Below are 22,299 nucleotides of genomic sequence, written 5' to 3'. Positions count from 1 at the left end.
GGTAACGCCCACCCCTCTGCCCGCCTGTGATCCCACCCGGGATCGTGCTGGCGTGTGGAGACGACGACGGGAGAATGCCTCCATGCACGCATTCCCGCCGAGCCAGGGTCTCTACGACCCTCGCCACGAGAAGGACGCCTGCGGCGTCGCCATGGTGGCGACCCTGACGGGTGAGGCCAGCCACGACATCGTGGCCAAGGCGCTCACCGCCCTGCGCAACCTCGACCACCGCGGCGCCGCCGGCGCCGAGGTCAACTCCGGCGACGGCGCCGGGATCCTGCTCCAGGTGCCCGACGCGTTCCTGCGCGACGTCGTCGACTTCGAGCTCCCGCCGGCCCGTTCGTACGCGGTCGGCACCGCGTTCCTGCCCGGCGACACCGACACGGTGGCCAAGACCCGGCAGCGCATCGAGGAGATCGCCGACGAGGAGGGCCTGGCCGTCCTCGGCTGGCGCGAGGTCCCGGTCGACGACTCGACCCTCGGCGCCACCGCGCGCAGCGTGATGCCGACGTTCGCCCAGGTGTTCGTCGCCGGCAAGGCCTCCCGCGTCAGCGGCATGGGCCTGGAGCGGCTGGCGTTCTGCCTGCGCAAGCGCGCCGAGTCCGAGACCGACGTCTACTTCCCGTCGCTGTCCTCGCGCACCCTGGCGTACAAGGGCATGCTCACCACCGACCAGCTCGACCAGGTCTTCCCCGACCTGACCGACGAGCGGATCGCCTCGGCGATGGCTGTCGTGCACTCGCGCTTCTCGACCAACACCTTCCCGAGCTGGCCGCTGGCCCACCCGTTCCGCTTCATCGCCCACAACGGCGAGATCAACACGGTCATGGGCAACCGCAACTGGATGCGCGCCCGCGAGGCCCTGCTCGAGAGCGACCTGATCCCCGGCGACCTCGAGCGCCTCTTTCCGATCTGCACGCCCGGCGCGTCGGACTCCGCGTCCTTCGACGAGGTCCTCGAGCTGCTCCACCTCGGCGGCCGCTCGCTGCCGCACGCCGTGCTGATGATGATCCCGGAGGCGTGGGAGAACCACCGCGACATGGACGCGCAGCGTCGTGCGTTCTACGAGTTCCACTCCACGTTGATGGAGCCGTGGGACGGCCCCGCGTGCGTGGTCTTCACCGACGGCACCCAGATCGGTGCCGTGCTCGACCGCAACGGCCTGCGCCCCTCGCGCTACTGGGTCACCGACGACGGCCTCGTCGTCCTCGCCTCCGAGGTCGGCGTGCTCGACCTCGACCCCGCCACGGTCGTGCGCAAGGGCCGCCTCCAGCCGGGCCGGATGTTCCTCGTCGACACCGAGGAGCACCGGATCATCGAGGACGAGGAGATCAAGAGCCAGCTCGCCTCGGAGCACCCGTACGACGAGTGGCTGCACGCGGGCCTGATCCACCTCGACGACCTCGACGAGCTCGAGCACATCGTCCACACGCACGCCTCGGTCACGCGCCGCCAGCAGATCTTCGGCTACACCGAGGAGGAGCTGCGCGTCCTGCTCAGCCCGATGGCCAACACCGGTGGCGAGGCGCTCGGCTCGATGGGCACCGACACTCCCATCGCGGCCCTCAGCGACAAGCCGCGGCTGCTGTTCGACTACTTCTCGCAGCTGTTCGCCCAGGTGACCAACCCGCCCCTCGACGCCATCCGCGAGGAGCTGGTGACGTCCCTGAGCGGCTCGATCGGCCCCGAGGCCAACCTGCTGCAGCCGACGCCGGCGTCGTGCCGTCAGGTCGTGCTGCCTTTCCCGGTCTTCTCCAACGACGACCTGGCCAAGATCCGTCACATCAACCGCAACGGCGACATGCCGGGCTTCCAGGTCCACATCGTCCGCGGCCTGTACGACGTCGCCGGGGGAGGCAAGGCGCTGGCCGCGAAGCTCGACGAGCTGTCCGCCGAGGTGTCGGCCGCGATCGCCGACGGCGCGCGGATCATCGTGCTGTCCGACCGCCACGCGACCGCCGACCTGGCGCCGATCCCGTCACTGCTGCTCACCGGCGCGATCCACCACCACCTCGTCCGGGAGAAGACCCGCACGCAGGTCGGGCTGCTCGTCGAGGCCGGTGACGTCCGCGAGGTCCACCACGTGGCCCTGCTCGTCGGCTACGGCGCCGCCGCGGTCAACCCCTACCTCGCCATGGAGTCCGTCGAGGACCTCGCCCGCGAGGCCTACTACGTGAAGGTCGACCCCGAGAAGGCCGTCGCCAACCTGATCAAGGCGCTCGGCAAGGGCGTGCTCAAGGTGATGTCCAAGATGGGCGTCTCGACAGTGGCCTCCTACACCGGCGCCAAGATCTTCGAGTCGGTCGGGCTCTCCCAGGCCGTCGTCGACCGCTACTTCACCGGCACGACGTCCAAGCTGGGCGGCATCGAGCTCGAGACGATCGCCGAGGAGGTGGCTCGACGGCACGCGGTGGCGTACCCCCGCGGCGGCATCGCGCCGGCCCACCGGGAGCTGACCATCGGTGGCGAGTACCAGTGGCGCCGCGAGGGCGAGCCGCACCTGTTCGACCCCGAGACGGTGTTCCGCCTCCAGCACTCCACCCGCACCGGCAGCTACGACATCTTCAAGCAGTACACCGACCGGGTGAACGAGCAGTCCGAGCGGCTGATGACGCTGCGCGGGCTGTTCACCTTCAAGGACGGCGTGCGCGAGCCCGTCGACATTGATGAGGTCGAGCCGGTCTCCGATATCGTCAAGCGCTTCTCCACCGGCGCGATGTCCTACGGGTCGATCAGCAAGGAGGCCCACGAGACCCTCGCGATCGCCATGAACCGGCTGGGCGGCAAGTCCAACACCGGTGAGGGCGGCGAGGACCCCGACCGCCTCTACGACCTCGAGCGACGCTCGTCGATCAAGCAGGTCGCCTCGGGCCGGTTCGGCGTCACCTCGGAGTACCTCACCAACGCGGACGACATCCAGATCAAGATGGCGCAGGGCGCCAAGCCCGGCGAGGGCGGCCAGCTGCCCGGCCACAAGGTCTACCCGTGGGTGGCCAAGACCCGGCACTCCACGCCGGGCGTCGGCCTGATCAGCCCGCCACCGCACCACGACATCTACTCGATCGAGGACCTGGCGCAGCTGATCCACGACCTCAAGAACGCCAACCCGGCGGCGCGCATCCACGTGAAGCTCGTGTCCGAGGTCGGCATCGGCACGGTGGCGGCGGGCGTGTCCAAGGCCCACGCGGACGTCGTGCTCGTGTCCGGGCACGACGGCGGCACCGGCGCCTCGCCGCTCACCTCGCTCAAGCACGCGGGCGGTCCGTGGGAGCTCGGCCTCGCCGAGACCCAGCAGACCCTGCTGCTCAACGGGCTGCGCGACCGGATCGTGGTGCAGGCCGACGGCCAGCTCAAGACCGGCCGCGACGTGATCATCGCCGCGCTGCTCGGGGCCGAGGAGTTCGGCTTCGCCACCGCGCCGCTGGTCGTCAGCGGCTGCATCATGATGCGGGTCTGCCACCTCGACACCTGCCCGGTGGGCGTCGCCACGCAGAACCCCGTCTTGCGCGAGCGCTACAGCGGCCAGGCCGACTACGTCGTGAACTTCTTCGAGTTCATCGCCCAGGAGGTCCGCGAGCTGCTCGCCCAGCTCGGCTTCCGCAGCCTCGACGAGGCGATCGGCCAGGTCGGCACGCTCGACGTCGCCCAGGCCGTCGACCACTGGAAGGCGTCCGGTCTCGACCTCGGGCCGATCCTGCACCAGGCCTCGGCCCACGGTGAGTTCGGGCAGTTCGAGGACCAGGACCTGCGCAACACCAAGACGCAGGACCACGGCCTCGACAAGGCGCTCGACAACGAGCTCATCGCCATCGCCGCTCCGGCGCTGGAGTCCGGCGAGCCGGTCCGCGCCCAGGTGGCGGTCCGCAACGTCAACCGCACGGTCGGCACGATGCTCGGCCACGAGGTGACCAAGCGCTACCGCGGCGAGGGCCTGCCCGACGGCACCATCGACATCACCCTCACCGGCTCGGCCGGCCAGTCGTTCGGCGCGTTCGTGCCGCGCGGGGTCACGCTGCGCCTCGAGGGCGACGCCAACGACTACGTCGGCAAGGGCCTGTCGGGCGGCCGGCTGGTCGTGCGCCCGGACCGGGCCGCGACCTTCGAGGCCGGCGAGCAGATCATCGCCGGCAACACGATCGGCTACGGCGCGACCTCGGGCCAGATCTTCCTCAGCGGTCGTGTGGGGGAGCGGTTCTGCGTCCGCAACTCCGGCGCCAGCGCCGTCGTTGAGGGCGTGGGCGACCACGGCTGCGAGTACATGACCGGCGGCGTCGTCGTCGTGCTCGGTCCGACAGGCCGCAACTTCGCCGCCGGCATGTCGGGCGGCTACGCCTTCGTGCTCGACCTCGACGAGTCGCGGGTCAACCCCGAGCTCGTCGAGCTCGCGCGCGTCCGGGGCAAGGCCGCCGACGAGCTCAAGGCGCTCGTCGAGCAGCACGCCGAGGAGACCGGCTCGACGATCGCCACGGCCCTGCTGGCCGACTGGGACACCTCGCTGGGGCGCTTCACCGAAGTGATGCCCAGCGACTTCAAGCGCGTGCTCGAGGCTCGTGAGGAGGCCCTCGAGGAGGGCCTCGACGAGGACGAGGCCGCCGCACGGATCATGGAGGTGCTGCATGGCTGACCCCAAGGGTTTCCTGAAGAACGGCCGCGAGGTCGCGAGCCGGCGCGAGGTCGCCGAGCGGGTGAAGGACTGGAACGAGGTCTACCCCGACGGCATCGGCCGCGCCCTGCTGCCGATCATCAACACCCAGGCCGGACGCTGCATGGACTGCGGCATCCCGTTCTGCCACCAGGGCTGCCCGCTGGGCAACATCATCCCGGAGTGGAACGACCTCGTCTGGCGTGACGACTGGGACGGCGCGATGGACCGGCTCCACGCGACCAACAACTTCCCGGAGTTCACCGGCCGGCTGTGCCCGGCGCCCTGCGAGACCGCCTGCGTGCTGGGCATCAACCAGGACCCGGTGACCATCAAGAACGTCGAGGTCTCGATCATCGACCGCGCCTGGGGCTCGGGCTACGTCCGGCCGCAGCCGCCGGAGTGGCTCTCGGGCAAGACCGTGGCCGTGATCGGCTCCGGTCCCGCCGGCCTGGCGGCTGCGCAGCAGCTGACCCGCGCCGGCCACACCGTCGCCGTCTACGAGCGGGCCGACAAGATCGGTGGCCTGCTGCGCTACGGCATCCCCGAGTTCAAGATGGAGAAGAAGCACCTCGACCGGCGCCTGGACCAGATGCGCCGCGAGGGCACCGTCTTCCGGGCGGGCGTCGACGTCGGCGGCGACCTCACCGGACCGCAGCTGCTGGCCCGCTACGACGCGGTCGTGCTCGCCATGGGTGCCACCGACGCCCGCGACCTGCCGGTCACCGGCCGGGAGCTCGGCGGCATCCACCAGGCGATGGAGTTCCTGCCGCAGGCCAACCGCGCCTCGCTGGGCGAGGCCCCGACGACCGACGGTTCGGACCAGATCCTGGCCACCGGGAAGGACGTCGTGATCATCGGCGGCGGCGACACCGGTGCCGACTGCCTCGGCACCTCGATCCGCCAAGGCGCCCGGTCGATCACGCAGCTGGAGATCATGCCGCAGCCCGGCGACGACCGGCCCACGGGCCAGCCGTGGCCGACGTACCCGATGCTGTTCCGCGTCTCCTCGGCCCACGAGGAGGGCGGCGACCGCGTGTACGCAGTCTCGACGCAGGAGTTCGTGGGCGACGCCGACGGCAACGTCGCCTCGCTGCGGCTGATCGAGGTCGACGCGAAGTTCCAGCCCATCGAGGGCACCGAGCGCGAGATCCCGGCCCAGCTGGTGCTGCTCGCGATGGGCTTCGTCGGTCCGGAGAAGCCCGGCCTGGTCGAGCAGCTCGGGGTGGACCTCGACGAGCGCGGCAACGTCAAGCGCGACGCGTCGTACGCCTCCTCCGTGCCCGGCGTGTACGTCGCCGGCGACGTGGGTCGCGGCCAGTCGCTCATCGTGTGGGCGATCGCCGAGGGCCGCAGCGCGGCCGCCGCCGTGGACGCGCACCTCACCGGCTCGACGACGCTGCCGTCGCCGATCAAGCCGCACGAGCGCCCGCTCGTCGTCTGATCCCACGTCTGGCTCGGCGCGCGCGGGCGGTGCCTGAGGGGGATTCCTGACCGAGGAAATCCCCCTCACGCACCGCCCGAGTGCCGACATCCTCGTTGGAACGTTCCAAGACCCGCTAGGGTGAAGCACGTGCGTAGAGCCAAGATCGTCTGCACCCTCGGTCCCGCGGTGAACACCCCCGACGGGATCAGAGCCCTCGTCGACGCCGGCATGGATGTCGCCCGGCTCAACATGAGCCACGGCCGGTACGCCGACCACGAGGCCGTCTACCGGATGGTCCGCCAGGCGTCCGACGACACGGGCCACGCCATCGGCATCTTCGCCGACCTGCAGGGCCCCAAGATCCGCCTCGAGACCTTCTCCGACGGTCCGGTGAAGCTCAAGAAGGGCGCCACCTTCACGATCACCACCCGCGACGTGGACGGCGACGTCGCGCAGTGCGGCACGACGTACAAGGGGCTGCCCGGAGACGTGAAGCCCGGCGACCCGCTGCTGATCGACGACGGCAAGGTGCGGCTCAAGGTCACCGCGGTCGAGGGCCAGGACGTCGTCACCGAGGTCGTCGTGCCCGGCAAGGTGTCCGACCACAAGGGCATCAACCTGCCCGGCGTCGCGGTGTCGGTGCCGGCCCTGTCGGAGAAGGACACCGAGGACCTGCGCTGGGCGCTGCGCCTCGGCGTGGACTTCATCGCCCTCAGCTTCGTGCGCAGCGCCACCGACGCCGACGACGTGCGCGCCGTGATGCGCGAGGAAGGCGTCTTCGTCCCGGTGATCGCCAAGATCGAGAAGCCGCAGGCGATCGCCAACATCGACGAGATCGTCGACGCGTTCGACGGCGTCATGGTGGCCCGCGGCGACCTCGGCGTGGAGTGCCCGCTCGAGGACGTGCCGATCCACCAGAAGCTGATCATCGACAAGGCCCGGCGCAACGCCAAGCCCGTCATCGTCGCCACCCAGATGCTCGAGTCGATGATCAGTGCGCCTGCGCCGACCCGCGCCGAGGCCAGCGACGTCGCCAACGCGGTGCTCGACGGCGCCGACGCGGTGATGCTCTCCGGCGAGACGAGCGTGGGGGAGTACCCCATCGTCGCCGTGGAGACGATGGCCCGCATCGTGGAGTCGACCGAGGACCACGGCCTGAGCCACATGGCTGCGGTGACATGGCAGCCCCACACCCGCGGCGGCATCATCGCCAAGGCCGCGGCCGAGGTCGCCGAGAGCGTCGGCGCGAAGTACGTCGTCGCGTTCACCACGAGCGGCGACTCCGCCAAGCGGCTCTCCCGCTACCGCGGCCCGATCCCCATCCTGGCCTTCACTCCCGAGGCCCGCACCCGCTCGCAGCTCGCCCTCACGTGGGGCGTCGAGACCTTCCAGGGCGCGTCGGTGGAGCACACCGACGAGATGGTCCGCCAGGTCGACGAGTCGCTGCTGCACATCGGGCGCGTGCAGGAGGGTGACCTCGTGGTGATCATCGCGGGCAGCCCGCCCGGCATCCCCGGCTCGACCAACGCGCTGCGCATCCACCGGATGGGTGACGCGATCAACGGGGCCGCACCGGCGTACCGCCGGCCCCGCTGAAACTTCACCGCGCGAAGTCCTCAGGTCGGGCAGTGGCCCGGTCGATGAGTGGAACGGTGACCTGACGACACGGACGTCGACGGCGCCGCGAGCCACTCGGAGAACGCCTTTCATGACTTCGCCCCGCCACGCCCTGCGCGACCTCAAGATCGGGACGCGGCTCGCGGCCGCGTTCGCTGCCTGCGGACTGCTCGTGGGCCTCGCCGCCTACCTCGGCCTCTCCGCCCAGAGCAAGGCCGACGGGATGCGTGACGACCTCGAGCAGGTCGCGTCCCACCGCGCCCTCGCCGACCTCATGCTGATCAACATCAACGACATCACCGGTTGGCAGGGGCTGTACCTCGCCGACGCCACTGCCTTCGGCGTCGACGCCGCGCTGTCCGAGGACGGGTACAACCGGGACGGCTACCTGAAGAGCAAGGCAGCCATCGAGCAGATGTTCGTCGACGTCGACACGACGGGGCTGACCGACGAGCAGCAGGAGATCCTCGCCAGCACCGAGGCCAACTTCCAGCATCTGTTCGAGCAGGACGACTGGGTCGTCGGCCGCCTCGAGGCGCGCGGCCTCGACGCGATGCCCGAGATCATGGAGAGCATCAACGGCGGCGCCGCCGGCGAGGCGTGGACCGCGGTGTACGAGGACATGAGCGCCTTCGGCGACTCGCTGCAGGCGCAGGAGAAGGCGCTGCGCGCGGACCTCGCGGTCGTCTCCCGCAACGGCCACACGATGGTCTACATCGGGCTCGTCCTGGTCATCGTCGCGGGCACCGCGGTCGTCGTAGGCGTCACCCGCTCCATCACGCGACCGATGGCCCGCGCCGTCGCCGTGCTGCGGGAGGTCGCGGACGGCCACCTCGACCGGCGTCTGGAGGAGGACCGCGGCGACGAGATCGGGCAGCTCGCTACCGCCCTCAACAGTGCCGTCGCCAACCTGGGCGACGCCATGGCCGAGATCGCGGGCACCGCGATCCAGCTGGCGGGTGCCTCGGAGGAGCTGTCGGCGGTGTCGGGCCAGATGACCAGCTCCGCCTCGGACTCGTCCGCGCAGGCCGCGCTCGTGTCCTCGGCTGCGGGCCAGGTGTCCAACAACGTGCAGACCGTCGCCGCCGCGACCGAGCAGATGGGTGCCTCCATCCGCGAGATCGCCGTCAACGCGAGCAACGCCGCCGGCGTCGCCGCCCGCGCCGTCGTGGCCGCGGAGTCGACCACCGCCACGGTCGCCAAGCTCGGCGAGTCGTCCACTGAGGTCGGCAACGTGGTCAAGGTGATCAGCTCGATCTCCGAGCAGACCAACCTGCTGGCCCTCAACGCGACGATCGAGGCCGCCCGCGCCGGTGAGTACGGCAAGGGCTTCGCGGTCGTGGCCAACGAGGTCAAGGAGCTCGCCCAGGAGACCAGCAAGGCGACCGGCGACATCGACCAGCGGATCCGGGCGATCCAGGCCGACACCCAGGAGGCCGTCACCGCGATCTCCGAGATCGCCGGGATCATCGCCCAGATCAGCGACACCCAGACGGTCATCGCGTCCGCCGTCGAGGAGCAGACCGCCACCACGCAGGAGATGACCCGATCGGTCGCCGACGCGGCGGTGGGCTCCACCGACATCGCCGAGAACATCACCGGCGTGGCCCGCACCGCCTCCGACACCCAGGCGGCCGCCGGCAGCACCAGCTCGGCGGCCGAGGAGCTCTCCCGGATGGCCCAGCGCCTCCAGGGCCTCGTCGCGCAGTTCACCTACGAGACGCGCGGCGCCACCGCCTCCGCCTGACGACCCTGGCGGCGTACGACATGGGGGTCGCGAGGGTGGCGGCGCACGACATCTCCGGACCCAGGATCCGATGTCGTACGCCGCCACCATCGGGGCCGGTTCACGTCTTCATGCCGATGAGGGAGTCCAGCGCGACGACCGCGTCGCGCCGGGAGACGGACACGGTCCACGGTCCCGATCGCCGCCAGGCGATGTCGACGAGGTCCAGCGCCCAGCCGCAGAGGGCCAGGATGTCCTCCGATCGGTTGCTGAACTGCCAGCGCGGGTAGTCGTAGCGGCGCTTCTGGCCGGCGACGATCCGGGTGGCCCAGTTGTTCACCCGCGCGCCGTCCGAGTGGAACAGCCCGCGCAGGAAGTCGGCCGGGAACGCCTGCACGACCTCCTCCTGCCAGGCCTCGAGGACGATCGGGCGCTCGTGCTTGCGGCCCGGGCCGTGCTGCGGGAACAGGCACGGCCAGTGCTTCCAGGTGTTCTGCACGACCAGAGTTCCCGGCGCACGGACCCGGGTGGCGCGACCTTCTGGGTGGACTGACGTGATCAGTCGCCCGACGTCCTGGATCACGGAGGGCCACGACGGATCGCAGGAGATCCTCAACGTGGTGTGGGACCGATGGCGTCCGATGCAGCCGTCGCCCAGGTAGAAGCCCAGCAGGGCCGCGTAGTCGCCGGCACGACTTGGGTACGACGATGCGCACCGACAGCACTGGGTCACCAGTGACCCTGGATCTCGTGCCCAGGCTCGGAGAGTGGACCGGGCGATGCCCGTCGCCCTGCTGACGGGCGAGAGACCGGAACCCTCGTCGAGGAGAGCGAGAGCCCGTGCCCGGTCCGCTGGTGCGTACATGCCTCCAGCGTGAATCGGCCCACCGACAGTGCCCCGGGTGAGATTCGAACTCACACTGAATGCTGTTTGAGAGCATCGCCTCTGCCGTTGGGCTACCGGGGCCGAACGCGGGGAAACCGTACCCGACTAGCCTTTCCCTCGTGACTCAGCCCGTGGACGACAGCACCGCTCCCGACGACGTACGCCGCGTGGTGATCGCCGAGGACGAGGCGCTCATCCGGATGGACCTCGCCGAGATGCTCGGCGAGGAGGGCTACGAGGTCGTCGGGCAGGCCGGCGACGGCCAGAAGGCGATCGAGCTGGCGCGCGACCTGCGGCCGGACCTGGTGATCCTCGACGTGAAGATGCCCGTGCTCGACGGGATCGCGGCCGCCGAGGTGATCGCCGGCGAGCGCATCGCGCCCGTCGTCATCCTCACCGCCTTCTCCCAGCGCGACCTGGTCGCCCGGGCCCGCGACGCGGGCGCGATGGCGTACCTCGTCAAACCGTTCCAGCGCGGCGACCTCGTGCCGGCCATCGAGATGGCGGTGAGCAGGTTCGGCGAGATCACCGTGCTCGAGCGCGAGGTCTCCGACCTCCAGGAGTCCCTGGCGACCCGCAAGGCGGTCGACCGGGCCAAGAGCGTGCTGCAGGAGAAGCTCGGGCTGAGCGAGCCCGACGCCTTCCGGTGGATCCAGAAGACGGCGATGGACCTGCGGCTGTCGATGAAGCAGGTGGCCGACGGCGTGGTCGAGCACGGCGTGGCCGGCCTCGGCTCCGTCGACGGTTCCTGACCCGGCACCGCCCCGGGCGTCGATCGGGCGCCCCGCCGCAGATCTGGCGGCGAACGGATTCGTCCACCGCGGAAACCGTCGATGACACCGGATGTTTCGGTCCTGTTTCCGGTACAGACCGCTTGGTCACGAAACGACAACGGCCATCAAAACCCGCGGCCCAATCGTGTCCCGCGCCACATCCATGGTGTTAGGTTCCCGGCACGAGGCTGCCGAGGTGGACAGCCCATAGAACTACGGAGGGATCCATGATCCGCTCATCCAGGACGTGGCAGGCTGTCGCGATGTCGGCAGTTGCCGGTCTGGCGCTCACCGCGTGTGGCACGACCGACACCGGTGGTGGCGGCGACGCTGCAAGCGACGACTGCAACTTCAAGATCGGTGTGATGGGCGCGCTGTCCGGCGCGAACGCCAGCATCGTCCTCCCGTCGGTCGACGGCGCCGAGCTCGCGCTGAACCAGTGGGACAACGACGACTGCGACGTCACGATCGAGAAGTTCGACACCGAGGGCGACCCGGCCAAGGCGACCCCGGTCGCGACCCAGATCGCTGGTGACGACTCCTTCATCGGTGTCATCGGTGGCGCGTTCTCCGGTGAGACCCGCGCGACCAAGGCCATCTACGGCGACGCCGGCGTGACCATGATCAGCCAGTCGGCCACCGCGACCGACCTCACCCAGGACGACCCGTCGCCGGTCTTCCACCGCATCGTCCCCTACGACGACTACCAGGGTGCGGCCATCGCCCAGTACCTCACCGACGAGCTCGGCGCGAGCAAGGTCTTCGTCGTCGACAACTCCGAGGCCTACGGCGAGCCCCTGGCCGACCGCGTCGAGGAGACCCTCGGCAACGCGATGGTGCAGCGCGACAAGACGCAGGTCGGCCAGACCGACTTCGCCCCGACCATCTCCAAGATGGAGTCGGCCAAGCCCGACGCCGTCTTCTACGGTGGTTACATCGCCGAGGCCGCGCCGCTGCTCAAGCAGATGCGCGACGCCGGCATCGAGGCCCCGTTCATCGGTGGTGACGGTCTCTACGGCTCCGACTTCGGCAACGCCGTCGGCGAGGCCGGCGAGGGCGCCATCGTGATGTGCCCCTGCGCCCCGATCGAGGAGGACAGCACCTTCGCTGCCGACTACGAGGAGGAGTTCGGTTCGGCTCCCGGTGCCTACGCCGCCGAGGGCTTCGACGCGATGAGCGTCTTCCTCGCCGCGCTGGACGACGGTGCCCGCACCCGCGAGGACGTCGAGGCGTTCGTCGACGGCTACACCGGCGACGGCCTCAGCAAGGAGATCTCCTTCGACGAGAACGGCGACGTCCCGAAGGACAAGGTCTCCTACTGGGCCTACAAGAACGAGGGCGGCACGCTCGTCCCCGACGTCGAGGTCAGCCCCGCCAGCTGATCCTCACGGATTGACCATGCACAACGGGGGTGGTCGGGCCTGGTGCCCGGCCGCCCCCGACCCATGGCCCTGACCGGGCCGCAATCCAGGAGGGCCCTGAGTGGACTTCGATGCCCTGATCAGCGGGTTGGACCGTCACACACTTGACGGCATCACCCGAGGATCCATCTACGCGCTGGTCGCGCTCGGCTACACGATGGTGTACGGCGTGATGAAGCTGATCAACTTCGCACACTCCGAGGTGTTCATGGTGGGCACCTGGGCGACGCTCGGGACCTACACCGTCATCGGAGCCACCGCCGGCCAGGGACTCGGCATGATCATCGGGGCGACGCTGCTCGCCCTGCTGGCCGCCATGCTGGCCTCGGCCGGGACAGCCCTCGCCGTCGAGCGGATCGCCTACCGGCCGCTCCGGAAGAAGGGCGCTCCGCCTCTCATCTTCCTGATCACCGGCATCGGGTGCTCGATGGTCCTCGTCGAGACCTTCGGCCAGGTGCTGCGGGTCTTCTTCGGCCCGCCCTTCGGCCGCGTGCTGGTCAACGTCCCGCCGGTGCTGCCGACCAAGGAGGTCTTCACCATCCCGGGCATCGACCTGGCGATCACCAACACGCGACTGATCATCATCTTCGGCGCGATCGCGATGATGGTCGCGCTGGACTTCTTCGTGAACAAGAGCCGCCTCGGCCGCGGTGTCCGCGCCGTCGCGCAGGACCCCGACACCGCATCGCTGATGGGTGTCAACCAGGACCGCGTCATCATGCTGGTCTTCGTCCTCGGTGGCGCCATGGCCGGTGTGGCCGCGCTGCTGTTCACCATCCAGTACGACAGCACGAAGTTCGACATCGGCTTCATCATCGGCGTCAAGGCGTTCACCGCCGCGGTGCTCGGTGGCATCGGCAACCTGCGCGGCGCCCTCATCGGCGGCCTCCTGCTCGGCGTCGTCGAGGTCTACGCCTCGACCGTCTGGGACTCCAGCTGGGCCGACGTCACGGCGTTCGTCGTGCTCGTCCTGGTGCTGATGTTCCGGCCCACCGGTCTCCTCGGTGAGTCCCTCGGAAAGGCGCGCGCATGAGCATCGTGACGCAGTACACCAACCGGTTGCGCGATCGGCTGGACGTCCTCCCGACGTGGGTCCGGGCCCTCGGGCTGCTGCTCGTGGTCGCGCTGGCCTTCTACCTGCCGTACCTCAACATCCTGCCGTTCGCCTACATCCGGACCGACCTCTCGGCCACGGGCACCGACTGGGCGAGCGTGCTGTTCCTGGTCGTCATCTACATGATCGTCGCGGTCGGCCTCAACGTCGTGATCGGCCTCGCGGGCCTGCTCGACCTGGGATACGTCGGCTTCTACGCCCTCGGCGCCTACTCCGTGGCCCTCTTCGGGTCCACGTCGTCGCCGGTGGTCGAGGCCCTGCAGTCGCGGTTCGGCCTCTCGGAGGAGTGGGCCGTCCCGTTCGCGATCTGCGTCCCCATCGCCATCGCGATGGCACTGATCGCCGGCGTGATCCTGGGTGCGCCGACCCTGCGGCTGCGTGGCGACTACCTCGCCATCGTGACCATGGGCTTCGGCGAGATCATCCGCATCTGTGCCCGCAACCTCGACAACGTCACCAACGGTGCCGCCGGCATCACCAACGTGCCGGTGCCGCCCGGCCCGGAGATCGACGGGCGACCGTTCTTCAACGTCTCCGAGCCGGAGCGCTGGTACTGGCTGGCCCTCGTCGTGCTGATCATCATCATCTGGCTCGCCCGCCGCCTGGAGCACAGCCGGGTCGGCCGCGCGTGGCTGGCCATCCGTGAGGACGAGGACGCCGCCGCGATCATGGGTGTGGCCGCGTTCAAGTACAAGCTGTGGGCCTTCGCCATCGGCGCCTCTCTGGGCGGCATGGCCGGGCTGCTGTTCGGCAGCAAGCAGCAGTACGTCGAGCCCAACGGGTTCATGCTCAACCTGTCGTTCCTGTTCGTGGCCATGGTGGTCATCGGCGGCTCGGGCAACATCCTGGGCGTGCTGATCGGAGCGTTCCTGCTGACCTACCTGCCGGAGCGGTTCCGTGAGTTCCAGGAGTGGCGCCCCTTCGCCTTCGGCGTCGCGCTGGTCGCGGTGATGATCCTGCGCCCGCAGGGCCTGGTGCCGAGCAGACGAAGGGCCCGAGAATTCGCCGACCGCAAGGTCGAGGCCGAGGAGGCTGCAGCCGATGCCTGATGACAACGTGACGCCCACCGACGAGAAGGCGGCCGAGGCCGCCACGGTGGCCCGCGACACCTCCGACCACGACCTGCTCAGCATGGACGTCGGCGAGGAGGGCGAGACCCTCCTCGAGATCGACCACGTCACGCTCCGCTTCGGCGGTGTGGTCGCGCTCAACGACGTGGACTTCTCGATCAAGCGGGGCGAGATCCTCGGCCTGATCGGTCCCAACGGTGCCGGCAAGACCACCTGCTTCAACGTGATGACCGGCGTCTACACGCCCACCTCGGGCGAGGTGCGCTTCAACGGTCGGGCGATCAGCGGCAACAAGCCGCACAAGATCAACCAGCTCGGCATCGCGCGCACCTTCCAGAACATCCGGCTCTTCCCAGAGATGTCGGCGCTGGAGAACGTCATGGTGGGCTGCGACGCCCGCCACAAGACCAGCGTGCTGGGGGCGCTGTTCCGGGCCTACCGGGTCCGCCCGGCGGAGCACGAGCTGCCGGAGAACCCGCTCAGGCGCAGCTTCGCCAAGGTGTTCGGCATCAGCCGCCACACGCTGGAGGAGCGCGGTGGTCGCGAGCGCAGCATGGAGCTGCTGAAGTTCGTGGGCATCGCCGACCGGGCGCACGAGCTGTCGCGCAACCTGCCCTACGGCTACCAGCGCCGGCTGGAGATCGCGCGAGCGCTCGCCACCGAGCCGCAGCTGCTGTGCCTCGACGAGCCGGCAGCCGGCTTCAACCCGGCGGAGAAGGAGGACCTCATGGACCTCATCCGCCGCATCCGCGACCTGGGGCACACGGTCCTGGTCATCGAGCACGACATGAAGCTGGTCCTCGGCGTGACCGACCGCATCGTGGTGCTCGAGTTCGGCCAGAAGATCGCCGAGGGCACTCCCGAGGAAGTCGCCCGCAACCCGAAGGTCATCGCCGCCTACCTGGGAGAGCCCGACGATGCTGCTTGAGCTGAACGACGCCGTCCTGAACTACGGCAAGATCCAGGCCCTCCACGGCATCAGCGTCGAGGTCGCCGAGGGCGAGGTCGTGTCGCTGATCGGGGCCAACGGCGCCGGCAAGACGTCGACCATGCGCGCGCTGTCCGGCGTGCGTGGCCTGGCCGAGGGCTCGGTCGTCTTCAACGGGGAGGACGTGACCAAGCTCCGCGCGGACCAGCGCCTGCGCAAGGGCCTGGTGCTCTGCCCGGAGGGTCGCGGGATCTTCCCGGGCATGACGGTCACCGAGAACCTCAACATGGGCGCCTACACCCGCAAGGACAAGGCAGCCATCGACGAGGACTACGACCGCGTGTTCGGCCTCTTCCCCCGTCTCCTCGAGCGCAAGAAGCAGGTCGCCGGCACCATGTCGGGTGGCGAGCAGCAGATGCTGGCCATCGGGCGCGCGCTGATGTCGCGTCCCAAGCTGCTCATGCTCGACGAGCCGTCGATGGGCCTGGCGCCGATGCTGATCCAGCAGATCTTCGACATCATCACCGAGATCTCGCAGCAGGGCACCACCATCCTGGTCGTGGAGCAGAACGCCAAGCAGGCGCTCTCGCGCAGCGACCGGGCGTACGTCCTGGAGACGGGGCGGATCGTCAAGACGGGCACCGGTGCGGAGCTTCTTGACGATCCTTCAGTGCGAGAGGCCTACCTCGGCGTAGCCTGATCGGACTGCCGGGCGGTAGGGTTTCGCCCGGTGTGGTGGTGCCGCAACGGGTCGGCAGGGGGCCACTGTGGGTGCAACTGGAAATGGGTGGGTCGATGAGTCGGACGCCGGTGACCGTTCGTGCTGCAGAGCCGACGGACGTTCCTTCGCTGCGTGAGCTCTGGAGCGACATCCTGCGCAAGGGTGGCCTCGACGAGCAGCTGGCCGACGTGGCCCGCGTGGTCGCGACCGCGCGGGAGCGCGAGGACCAGTGCGTGGCGGTGGCGGAGGTCGACGGCGAGGTCGCCGGAGCCGTCTACCTCGAGGCGACGACCTTCACCCCGCTCAACCTCGAGCCGGCCGTGCTGGCCGTCTCGCCCCACGTCTTCCCGCAGTTCCGCCGCAAGGGCGTGGGCAGTGCGCTGATGGAGGTGGCCTGCCGGTTCGCCGACCAGCACGGCATCACCCACGTCCAGACGGCGGCGGCAGCCGAGGCCCGCGACGCCAACCGCTTCATGGCGCGGCTCTCGTTCACGCCGCAGGCGATGCTGCGGGCGGCCACCACCAGTGCCGTACGTGCCCGGCTGCCGAAGTCGCGCCAGGTCACCGCCCAGGCCGCGACGAGCCGACAGCGGATCGACCGCGTGCTCGCCGCCCGGCGCGTCCGTCGCGGCGAGCGCGTCCCGGGCTGACCGAGGCCCGCTCGCGGGCGTCAGCCCTGGGGCATCTCCACCAGCGCGCACGTGATGCGCGAGGTGCACACGCGCTTGCCGCGCTCGTCGGTCAGCACCACCTCGTAGGACGTGGACGACCGCCCCAGGTGGACGGCCGTGGCGACGCCCGTCACCGTGCCCGACGTGGCCGAGCGGTGGTGGGTGGCGTTGATGTCGACGCCGACGGCCACCTTGGCCGGGTAGGCGTGGATCGCCGAGCCGATGGAGCCGAGGGTCTCGGCCAGCACCACGCTCGCGCCGCCGTGGAGGAGGCCGAAGGGCTGGGTGTTGCCCTCCACCGGCATCGTGGCGACGATGCGCTCGGCGGAGATCTCGACGAGCTCGATGCCCATCTTCTCGTTGAGCCGGCCCATGCCCTGGGGCATGAAGGCGAGGAAGTCCTCGATGCTCAGGTCGGCCAGGGAGTGCGGGGTCTCGCTCATGCGGCCATTGTGTCGGAACCCCCCGACGGGGCTCCGGCTCACCCCCGCCGCAGCTGTCGGTGGCGACGACTAGAGTCGCGCACGTGCCTGAGACGAGTGAGACCGTGCGCCCCCGCCTCCTGCTGCTCGACGGTCATTCCCTGGCCTACCGGGCGTTCTTCGCCCTCCCGGTGGAGAACTTCGCGACGGCCACCGGGCAGCACACCAACGCGGTCTACGGCTTCACCTCGATGCTGGTCAACGTGCTTCGCGACGAGGTGCCCACCCACGTCGCGGTGGCGTTCGACAAGTCGCGCCAGACGTTCCGGCTCGAGCAGTACTCCGACTACAAGGCCAAGCGCAACAAGACCCCGGACGAGTTCGGCAGCCAGCTGCCGCTGATCCGCCGGGTCCTCGACGCGCTGCGCATCCAGCACCTCTCGATGGAGGGCTACGAGGCCGACGACATCATCGCCACGCTCGCGACCCAGGGGCTCGAGCAGGGCATGCAGGTCCTGATCATGACCGGCGACCGCGACTCCATCCAGCTCGTGACCGACGACTCGACGGTGCTCTACACGATGCGTGGCGTCAGCGAGCTCGCCCGCCTGACGCCCGCCGCCGTCGAGGAGAAGTACGGCGTGCCGCCCCACCGCTACCCCGAGCTCGCCGCCATCGTCGGCGAGACCTCCGACAACCTCCCCGGCGTCCCGGGCGTGGGGCAGGGCTACGCCGCGAAGTGGATCAACCAGTTCGACGGGCTCGACAACGTCATCGCCCGGGCCGACGAGATCACCGGCAAGAAGGGCGAGGCGCTCCGCGAGCACCTCGGCGACGTGATCCGCAACCGGCAGCTCAACGCGCTGGTGCGCGACCTGACCCTCCCGGTGGGACCGGGAGACCTGGCCCGCCAGCCGTGGGACCGCACCGAGGGCCTCGAGCTCCTCGACGAGCTCGAGTTCCGCGGCGAGCTCCGCACCCGGCTGCTCGACACGATCGACCCCGACCCCGCCGAGGCGATGGAGGCCGAGTCCGGCTTCGAGCTCGACGGCCGGCGGATCGCCCCGGGCGAGGTGGCTGCGTGGCTCGAGCAGCACGCCCCCGAGGGGCGCCGGGTGGGCGTCGCGGTCGGCGGCACGTGGCGTGCCGGCACGGGCGACGTGCAGTCCGTCGCCATCGCCACCGGCACGGGGGAGGCGGCGTTCGTCGACTGCACCGACCTGGGTCCCGACGACGACGCCGCGCTCGCGGCGTGGCTGGTCGACCCCGACCGCCCGAAGGCGGTCCACGACGCCAACGGTCCGAGCCTGGCCCTGGCGGCGCGCGGCTGGACGCTCGGTGGGCTCGAGGTCGACACCGCCCTCGCCGCGTACCTCGTCCAGCCCGACCAGCGCTCCTACGACCTGGCCGACCTGACCCTGCGCTACCTCAAGCGTGAGCTGCGCCAGGACGTCACCGACGCCGACCAGCTCAGCTTCGACGCGATGGACGACACCACGGGCAGCGACACCGCCATGCTCACCGCACGGGCCGTCCTCGACCTCGCCGATGCCCTCGACGGGGCCGTCGAGGAGCGCGGCGGCACGCGCCTGCTGAGGGAGGTGGAGCTCCCGCTCATCGGCACCCTGGTCCGGATGGAGCAGACGGGGATCGCCGTCGACATCGACTACCTCGAGGGCCTCGAGTCCGAGTTCGGCGACCAGGTGCGCACCGCCGCCGACGACGCCTACGACGTCATCGGCAAGGAGATCAACCTCGGGTCGCCCAAGCAGCTGCAGGTCGTGCTCTTCGAGGAGCTCGACATGCCCAAGACCAAGCGCACCAAGACCGGCTACACCACCGACGCCGACGCGCTGCAGCAGCTCTTCGAGAAGACCGAGCACCCCTTCCTCCAGCACCTGCTGCGCCACCGCGACGTGATCCGGCTGCGCCAGACGGTCGAGGGCCTCCTCAAGACCGTCGCCTCCGACGGCCGCATCCACACGACCTACAACCAGATCATCGCCGCGACCGGCCGGCTCTCCAGCACCGACCCCAACCTGCAGAACATCCCGATCCGCACCGAGGCCGGGCGCCGGATCCGTGAGGGCTTCGTGGTGGGCGCGGGCTACGAGTCGCTGATGACGGCCGACTACAGCCAGGTCGAGATGCGCATCATGGCCCACCTCTCCGAGGACGCCCTGCTGATCGAGGCGTTCAAGTCCGGGCAGGACTTCCACTCCATCACTGCGGCCCGCGTCTTCGGCGTCGACGCGGCGGAGGTGAGCACCGAGCAGCGGGCCAAGATCAAGGCGATGAACTACGGCCTCGCCTACGGTCTCTCCGCCTTCGGCCTCTCCCAGCAGCTGCGGATCGACACCTCCGAGGCGCGCGGCCTGATGGACGAGTACTTCGAGACCTTCGGCGGCGTCCGCGACTACCTCGGCGGGATCGTCGACGAGGCCCGGCGCTCGGGCTTCACCGAGACGATCCTCGGCCGCCGGCGCTACCTCCCCGACCTGACCAGCGACAACCGCCAGCGCCGTGAGATGGCCGAGCGGATGGCGCTCAACGCGCCGATCCAGGGCTCGGCCGCCGACCTGGTGAAGGTCGCGATGCTCGGCGTGGAACGCGCGCTGACCGAGCAGGGCCTGCGCTCGCGGATGCTGCTCCAGGTGCACGACGAGCTCGTCTTCGAGGTGGCGCCGGGGGAGTCCGACGACCTCGCGGCGCTGGTGCGCGCGGAGATGGGCGGCGCCGCCGACCTGCTGGTGCCGCTCGACGTGTCGGTCGGCTCCGGCCGCAGCTGGCACGACGCGGCCCACTGACCCCTGCCCCGAGCAGGGCGGGCCTGCGAGCGGGGGAGTCAGGCGACGGGTCCGGGCGCCGGCGTCGGCTCGACCCGTCTGGCGATCCGCAGGCTGACGACGGTCAGCACCACGAGCAGCGCGGCGTCGACGGCCACCACCACCGAGACGAGGCCCTCGAGGGTGTGGACCCGCGAGCCGAGGAGCGCCACCGCCGCCAGCGCCGCCCAGACGAGGAGGACCGTCAGCCGGCCCTGCCTGGCCAGGACGGCGTACACCTGGAGCTGGAGCATCGCCAGGACCGTGCCGAGCACGGCGAAGACCCAGAGCAGGCGCTCGACCTCGCCGAAGTCCGATCCGCCGACGAAGACCATCGCGACCCCCGAGAGCACCTCGGCGGCCACGACCACCACGACCCCCAGCGCGGCCACCACGGACAGGCTGCGCACCAGCGCGCGCTGCCGGCTCTCGGGCGTCGCCATGTCGGGGAAGGCGATGACCACGACGAACTGCGGGAGGAACAGCATCACCTTCGCCATGATCAGCCCGGCGGCGTACAGGCCCGCGTCGTGCTCGTCGAGCACCTGCCGGGCGAGCACGATGTCGACGCTGGAGAGGGCGAAGTAGGCGAGCAGGACCTGGGCGTTGTGGGCGCTCTCGACGAGCATCGCGCGGGCGGAGTGCTCGGGTGCCGCAATCTCGGGCGTACGACGGTGGCGCAGCGCCCACCAGCCGACGAGCAGTGGGAAGAGGAAGCCGATGCCGACGCCGAGCAGCGCGCTGGTCGCGTCGGGTCGCCACAGGACGAGGGCCGTGCCGACGACCAGGCGCGGGATGCCGCCGGCCAGGTAGAACGCCGCCAGCGCGCCCCAGCGGCGCTCGCCCTGCAGGATCCCGGCCTGGCCGCCGGCCATGGTCAACGGGACGGCCGCGACCGCGACCACCGTCGCGGTGAGGAGGCTGTCCAGGCGCAGCAGCGCGTTGATGGCCGGCACGAGGATCAGGAGCAGCAGCCCGACCCCGAGCGAGACGCGGACGCTCAGCCCGAGGATGGCCTTCTCGATGCTGGCGACGTGGTGCTGGTCCACGGCGATCCGCCGCGCCGCGGTGGCCTGGAGGCCGTAGGCGACCACCTGGATGACGATCAGGAGGCCCAGGCAGGCGACGAACGCGCCGTACTGGCTGGGGCCGATGATGCGCGCCGCGAGCATGGTGAAGCCGTAGGTCGCCACGTTCATCACGCTGGTGGCCACCGCGACCGCGCTGCCGTCGAAGGTGCGCGAGGTGCGCACGCTGTCCGGGGCCGTCACGACCCGCATCCTAGGTTCACGAGGGCCGCCGCTCAGTACGGGTCGGCGGTGTCGGAGTGCCCCAGCAGCCGCGCGAGCGGGCGCGCCCGCATGCGGAGCAGCACCTTGACCACCAGGTTGCGGGCGAACCACGGCACCTCGCGCAGCACGCGCGCCCGGTCGCCGGCCGTGGGTCGGCCCACCTCGAGCCGCGCGAGCGAGCCGGTGCGGTCGAGGTAGCGGTGGTGGCGTGTCGTCGCCGCGTCTCGCAGGAGGGCGAGGGTGACGCCGAGGGAGGAGAAGGCGTCGTGGACGAGCACCACGTCGCCGGGCCGCAGGAAGGAGCTCCAGCGCAGGTCGTCGCGGCACGACCAGAGATCGTGCTTGCCGTCGACGTAGACCATCCGCACCGGGGCGGACCACGCCTCGCGGACCGCACGGCTGGTCGAGACCCGCACGTCGACGCGGTCGGCGACGCCCGCCGCGGCCAGGTGGGCGCGGAGGCGGTGCTCGGTGTCCGGGCGGCCGTACTTCCAGTCGTCGGGGAAGGGGTCGACGGCGGTCACGGCCGCACCGCTGGCGGCGAGCACGATCGTGGAGCGGCCGAGGTGGCTGCCGATCTCCACGACCCGCCCGGGTGCCACGGCGCGCGCGGCGTCGTACAGCGTCCGCGCCTGGTCCCGGGTGAGCCACCCGTCCACGCGGTCGGCGAGCCGCCAGGCGTCCTCGAACGCGAGGACCGGCTCGGTCGGGTCTGGCACGGGAGTCCTCGCGGAACGGGCGGAATCAGAACGGGGTGGAACAGGC

At 70.3% G+C, this 22,299-nt stretch carries 16 protein-coding genes and 1 tRNA gene; 12 read left to right on the top strand and 5 right to left on the bottom strand.

All coding sequences use genetic code 11. The annotated features are described in order from the left end of the window. Nucleotides 1-82: 82 nt before the first annotated feature. From gltB to ACE3QY_RS06610, 4 genes are all read left to right on the top strand, one after another. Nucleotides 83-4,624 carry a glutamate synthase large subunit gene (gltB, locus tag ACE3QY_RS06625; RefSeq protein WP_374455216.1) on the top strand — a complete coding sequence of 1,514 codons (4,542 nt, stop codon included), beginning with the start codon at nucleotides 83-85 and terminating at the stop codon, nucleotides 4,622-4,624. Continuing rightward, on the top strand, nucleotides 4,617-6,086 hold the full coding sequence (locus tag ACE3QY_RS06620) for a glutamate synthase subunit beta (protein ID WP_374455215.1): 1,470 nt from the start codon (nucleotides 4,617-4,619) through the stop codon (nucleotides 6,084-6,086). Before gltB ends, ACE3QY_RS06620 begins: the two co-directional genes overlap by 8 nt. A gap of 129 nt (nucleotides 6,087-6,215) precedes the next feature. Then, complete coding sequence (pyk, locus tag ACE3QY_RS06615; protein WP_374455214.1) at nucleotides 6,216-7,664, top strand: pyruvate kinase; 1,449 nt, start codon at nucleotides 6,216-6,218, stop codon at nucleotides 7,662-7,664. A gap of 112 nt (nucleotides 7,665-7,776) precedes the next feature. Next, on the top strand, nucleotides 7,777-9,432 hold the full coding sequence (locus tag ACE3QY_RS06610; RefSeq protein WP_374455213.1) for a methyl-accepting chemotaxis protein: 1,656 nt from the start codon (nucleotides 7,777-7,779) through the stop codon (nucleotides 9,430-9,432). A gap of 100 nt (nucleotides 9,433-9,532) precedes the next feature. On the opposite strand, the gene ACE3QY_RS06605 is transcribed toward ACE3QY_RS06610, so the two are convergent. Further along, nucleotides 9,533-9,910 carry a hypothetical protein gene (locus tag ACE3QY_RS06605; protein WP_374455212.1) on the bottom strand — a complete coding sequence of 126 codons (378 nt, stop codon included), beginning with the start codon at nucleotides 9,908-9,910 and terminating at the stop codon, nucleotides 9,533-9,535. A gap of 395 nt (nucleotides 9,911-10,305) precedes the next feature. Next, nucleotides 10,306-10,378 (bottom strand) — tRNA-Leu (locus ACE3QY_RS06600). A 38-nt stretch (nucleotides 10,379-10,416) separates the two neighbouring features. On the opposite strand from ACE3QY_RS06600, the gene ACE3QY_RS06595 reads away from it, so the two are divergent. The 7 genes from ACE3QY_RS06595 (at nucleotide 10,417) to ACE3QY_RS06565 (ending at nucleotide 16,974) form a co-directional block, all read left to right on the top strand. Next, complete coding sequence (locus ACE3QY_RS06595) at nucleotides 10,417-11,049, top strand: ANTAR domain-containing response regulator (protein ID WP_374455211.1); 633 nt, start codon at nucleotides 10,417-10,419, stop codon at nucleotides 11,047-11,049. 284 nt (nucleotides 11,050-11,333) lie between these two features. Beyond that, nucleotides 11,334-12,452, top strand: coding sequence for a branched-chain amino acid ABC transporter substrate-binding protein (locus ACE3QY_RS06590; protein WP_374455210.1), 1,119 nt, complete (start codon nucleotides 11,334-11,336; stop codon nucleotides 12,450-12,452). Between the two features lie 100 nt (nucleotides 12,453-12,552). Next, entirely contained in the window at nucleotides 12,553-13,524 is a 972-nt protein-coding gene (locus ACE3QY_RS06585) for a branched-chain amino acid ABC transporter permease (protein ID WP_374455209.1), read from the top strand. Next, a complete protein-coding gene (locus ACE3QY_RS06580; protein ID WP_374455208.1) occupies nucleotides 13,521-14,654 on the top strand; it encodes a branched-chain amino acid ABC transporter permease in 1,134 nt (377 codons plus the stop codon). Before ACE3QY_RS06585 ends, ACE3QY_RS06580 begins: the two co-directional genes overlap by 4 nt. Continuing rightward, nucleotides 14,647-15,603, top strand: coding sequence for an ABC transporter ATP-binding protein (locus ACE3QY_RS06575; RefSeq protein WP_374455207.1), 957 nt, complete (start codon nucleotides 14,647-14,649; stop codon nucleotides 15,601-15,603). The genes ACE3QY_RS06580 and ACE3QY_RS06575 overlap by 8 nt, the downstream gene beginning before the upstream one ends. Then, a complete protein-coding gene (locus ACE3QY_RS06570) occupies nucleotides 15,596-16,303 on the top strand; it encodes an ABC transporter ATP-binding protein (protein WP_374455550.1) in 708 nt (235 codons plus the stop codon). The genes ACE3QY_RS06575 and ACE3QY_RS06570 overlap by 8 nt, the downstream gene beginning before the upstream one ends. A gap of 95 nt (nucleotides 16,304-16,398) precedes the next feature. Beyond that, nucleotides 16,399-16,974: an N-acetyltransferase family protein gene (locus ACE3QY_RS06565; protein ID WP_374455206.1), complete on the top strand. Its 576-nt coding sequence runs from the start codon at nucleotides 16,399-16,401 to the stop codon at nucleotides 16,972-16,974. Between the two features lie 20 nt (nucleotides 16,975-16,994). Here the strand turns inward: ACE3QY_RS06565 and ACE3QY_RS06560 are convergent, their stop codons facing one another. Then, nucleotides 16,995-17,438, bottom strand: a complete 444-nt coding sequence (locus tag ACE3QY_RS06560; RefSeq protein ID WP_374455205.1) for a hotdog fold thioesterase — start codon at nucleotides 17,436-17,438, stop codon at nucleotides 16,995-16,997. 83 nt (nucleotides 17,439-17,521) lie between these two features. On the opposite strand from ACE3QY_RS06560, the gene polA reads away from it, so the two are divergent. Further along, nucleotides 17,522-20,224, top strand: a complete 2,703-nt coding sequence (gene polA, locus ACE3QY_RS06555; RefSeq protein WP_374455204.1) for a DNA polymerase I — start codon at nucleotides 17,522-17,524, stop codon at nucleotides 20,222-20,224. A gap of 38 nt (nucleotides 20,225-20,262) precedes the next feature. Here polA and ACE3QY_RS06550 read toward each other — a convergent pair whose 3' ends face one another. Beyond that, nucleotides 20,263-21,522: a lipopolysaccharide biosynthesis protein gene (locus ACE3QY_RS06550; protein ID WP_374455203.1), complete on the bottom strand. Its 1,260-nt coding sequence runs from the start codon at nucleotides 21,520-21,522 to the stop codon at nucleotides 20,263-20,265. A 23-nt stretch (nucleotides 21,523-21,545) separates the two neighbouring features. Further along, nucleotides 21,546-22,253 (bottom strand): O-methyltransferase, encoded by a 708-nt coding sequence (locus ACE3QY_RS06545; RefSeq protein WP_374455202.1) that lies wholly within the window; start codon nucleotides 22,251-22,253, stop codon nucleotides 21,546-21,548. Nucleotides 22,254-22,299 lie beyond the last annotated feature (46 nt).

Source organism: Nocardioides sp., assembly GCF_041913365.1.
Taxonomy (GTDB): Bacteria; Actinomycetota; Actinomycetes; order Propionibacteriales; family Nocardioidaceae; genus Nocardioides.
Note: the sequence above shows the minus strand (reverse complement) of the source record. Positions and strands in the feature narration are given on the sequence as shown.

What these genes read in the sequence shown, in the direction of transcription:
- gltB (WP_374455216.1), top strand. Translation starts at nt 83, where the DNA reads ATGCACGCATTCCCGCCGAGCCAGGGTCTCTACGACCCTCGCCACGAG.
- ACE3QY_RS06620 (WP_374455215.1), top strand. Translation starts at nt 4,617, where the DNA reads ATGGCTGACCCCAAGGGTTTCCTGAAGAACGGCCGCGAGGTCGCGAGC.
- ACE3QY_RS06610 (WP_374455213.1), top strand. Translation starts at nt 7,777, where the DNA reads ATGACTTCGCCCCGCCACGCCCTGCGCGACCTCAAGATCGGGACGCGG.
- ACE3QY_RS06590 (WP_374455210.1), top strand. Translation starts at nt 11,334, where the DNA reads ATGTCGGCAGTTGCCGGTCTGGCGCTCACCGCGTGTGGCACGACCGAC.
- ACE3QY_RS06580 (WP_374455208.1), top strand. Translation starts at nt 13,521, where the DNA reads ATGAGCATCGTGACGCAGTACACCAACCGGTTGCGCGATCGGCTGGAC.
- ACE3QY_RS06575 (WP_374455207.1), top strand. Translation starts at nt 14,647, where the DNA reads ATGCCTGATGACAACGTGACGCCCACCGACGAGAAGGCGGCCGAGGCC.
- ACE3QY_RS06565 (WP_374455206.1), top strand. Translation starts at nt 16,399, where the DNA reads ATGAGTCGGACGCCGGTGACCGTTCGTGCTGCAGAGCCGACGGACGTT.
- ACE3QY_RS06560 (WP_374455205.1), bottom strand. Translation starts at nt 17,438, where the DNA reads ATGAGCGAGACCCCGCACTCCCTGGCCGACCTGAGCATCGAGGACTTC.
- ACE3QY_RS06550 (WP_374455203.1), bottom strand. Translation starts at nt 21,522, where the DNA reads ATGCGGGTCGTGACGGCCCCGGACAGCGTGCGCACCTCGCGCACCTTC.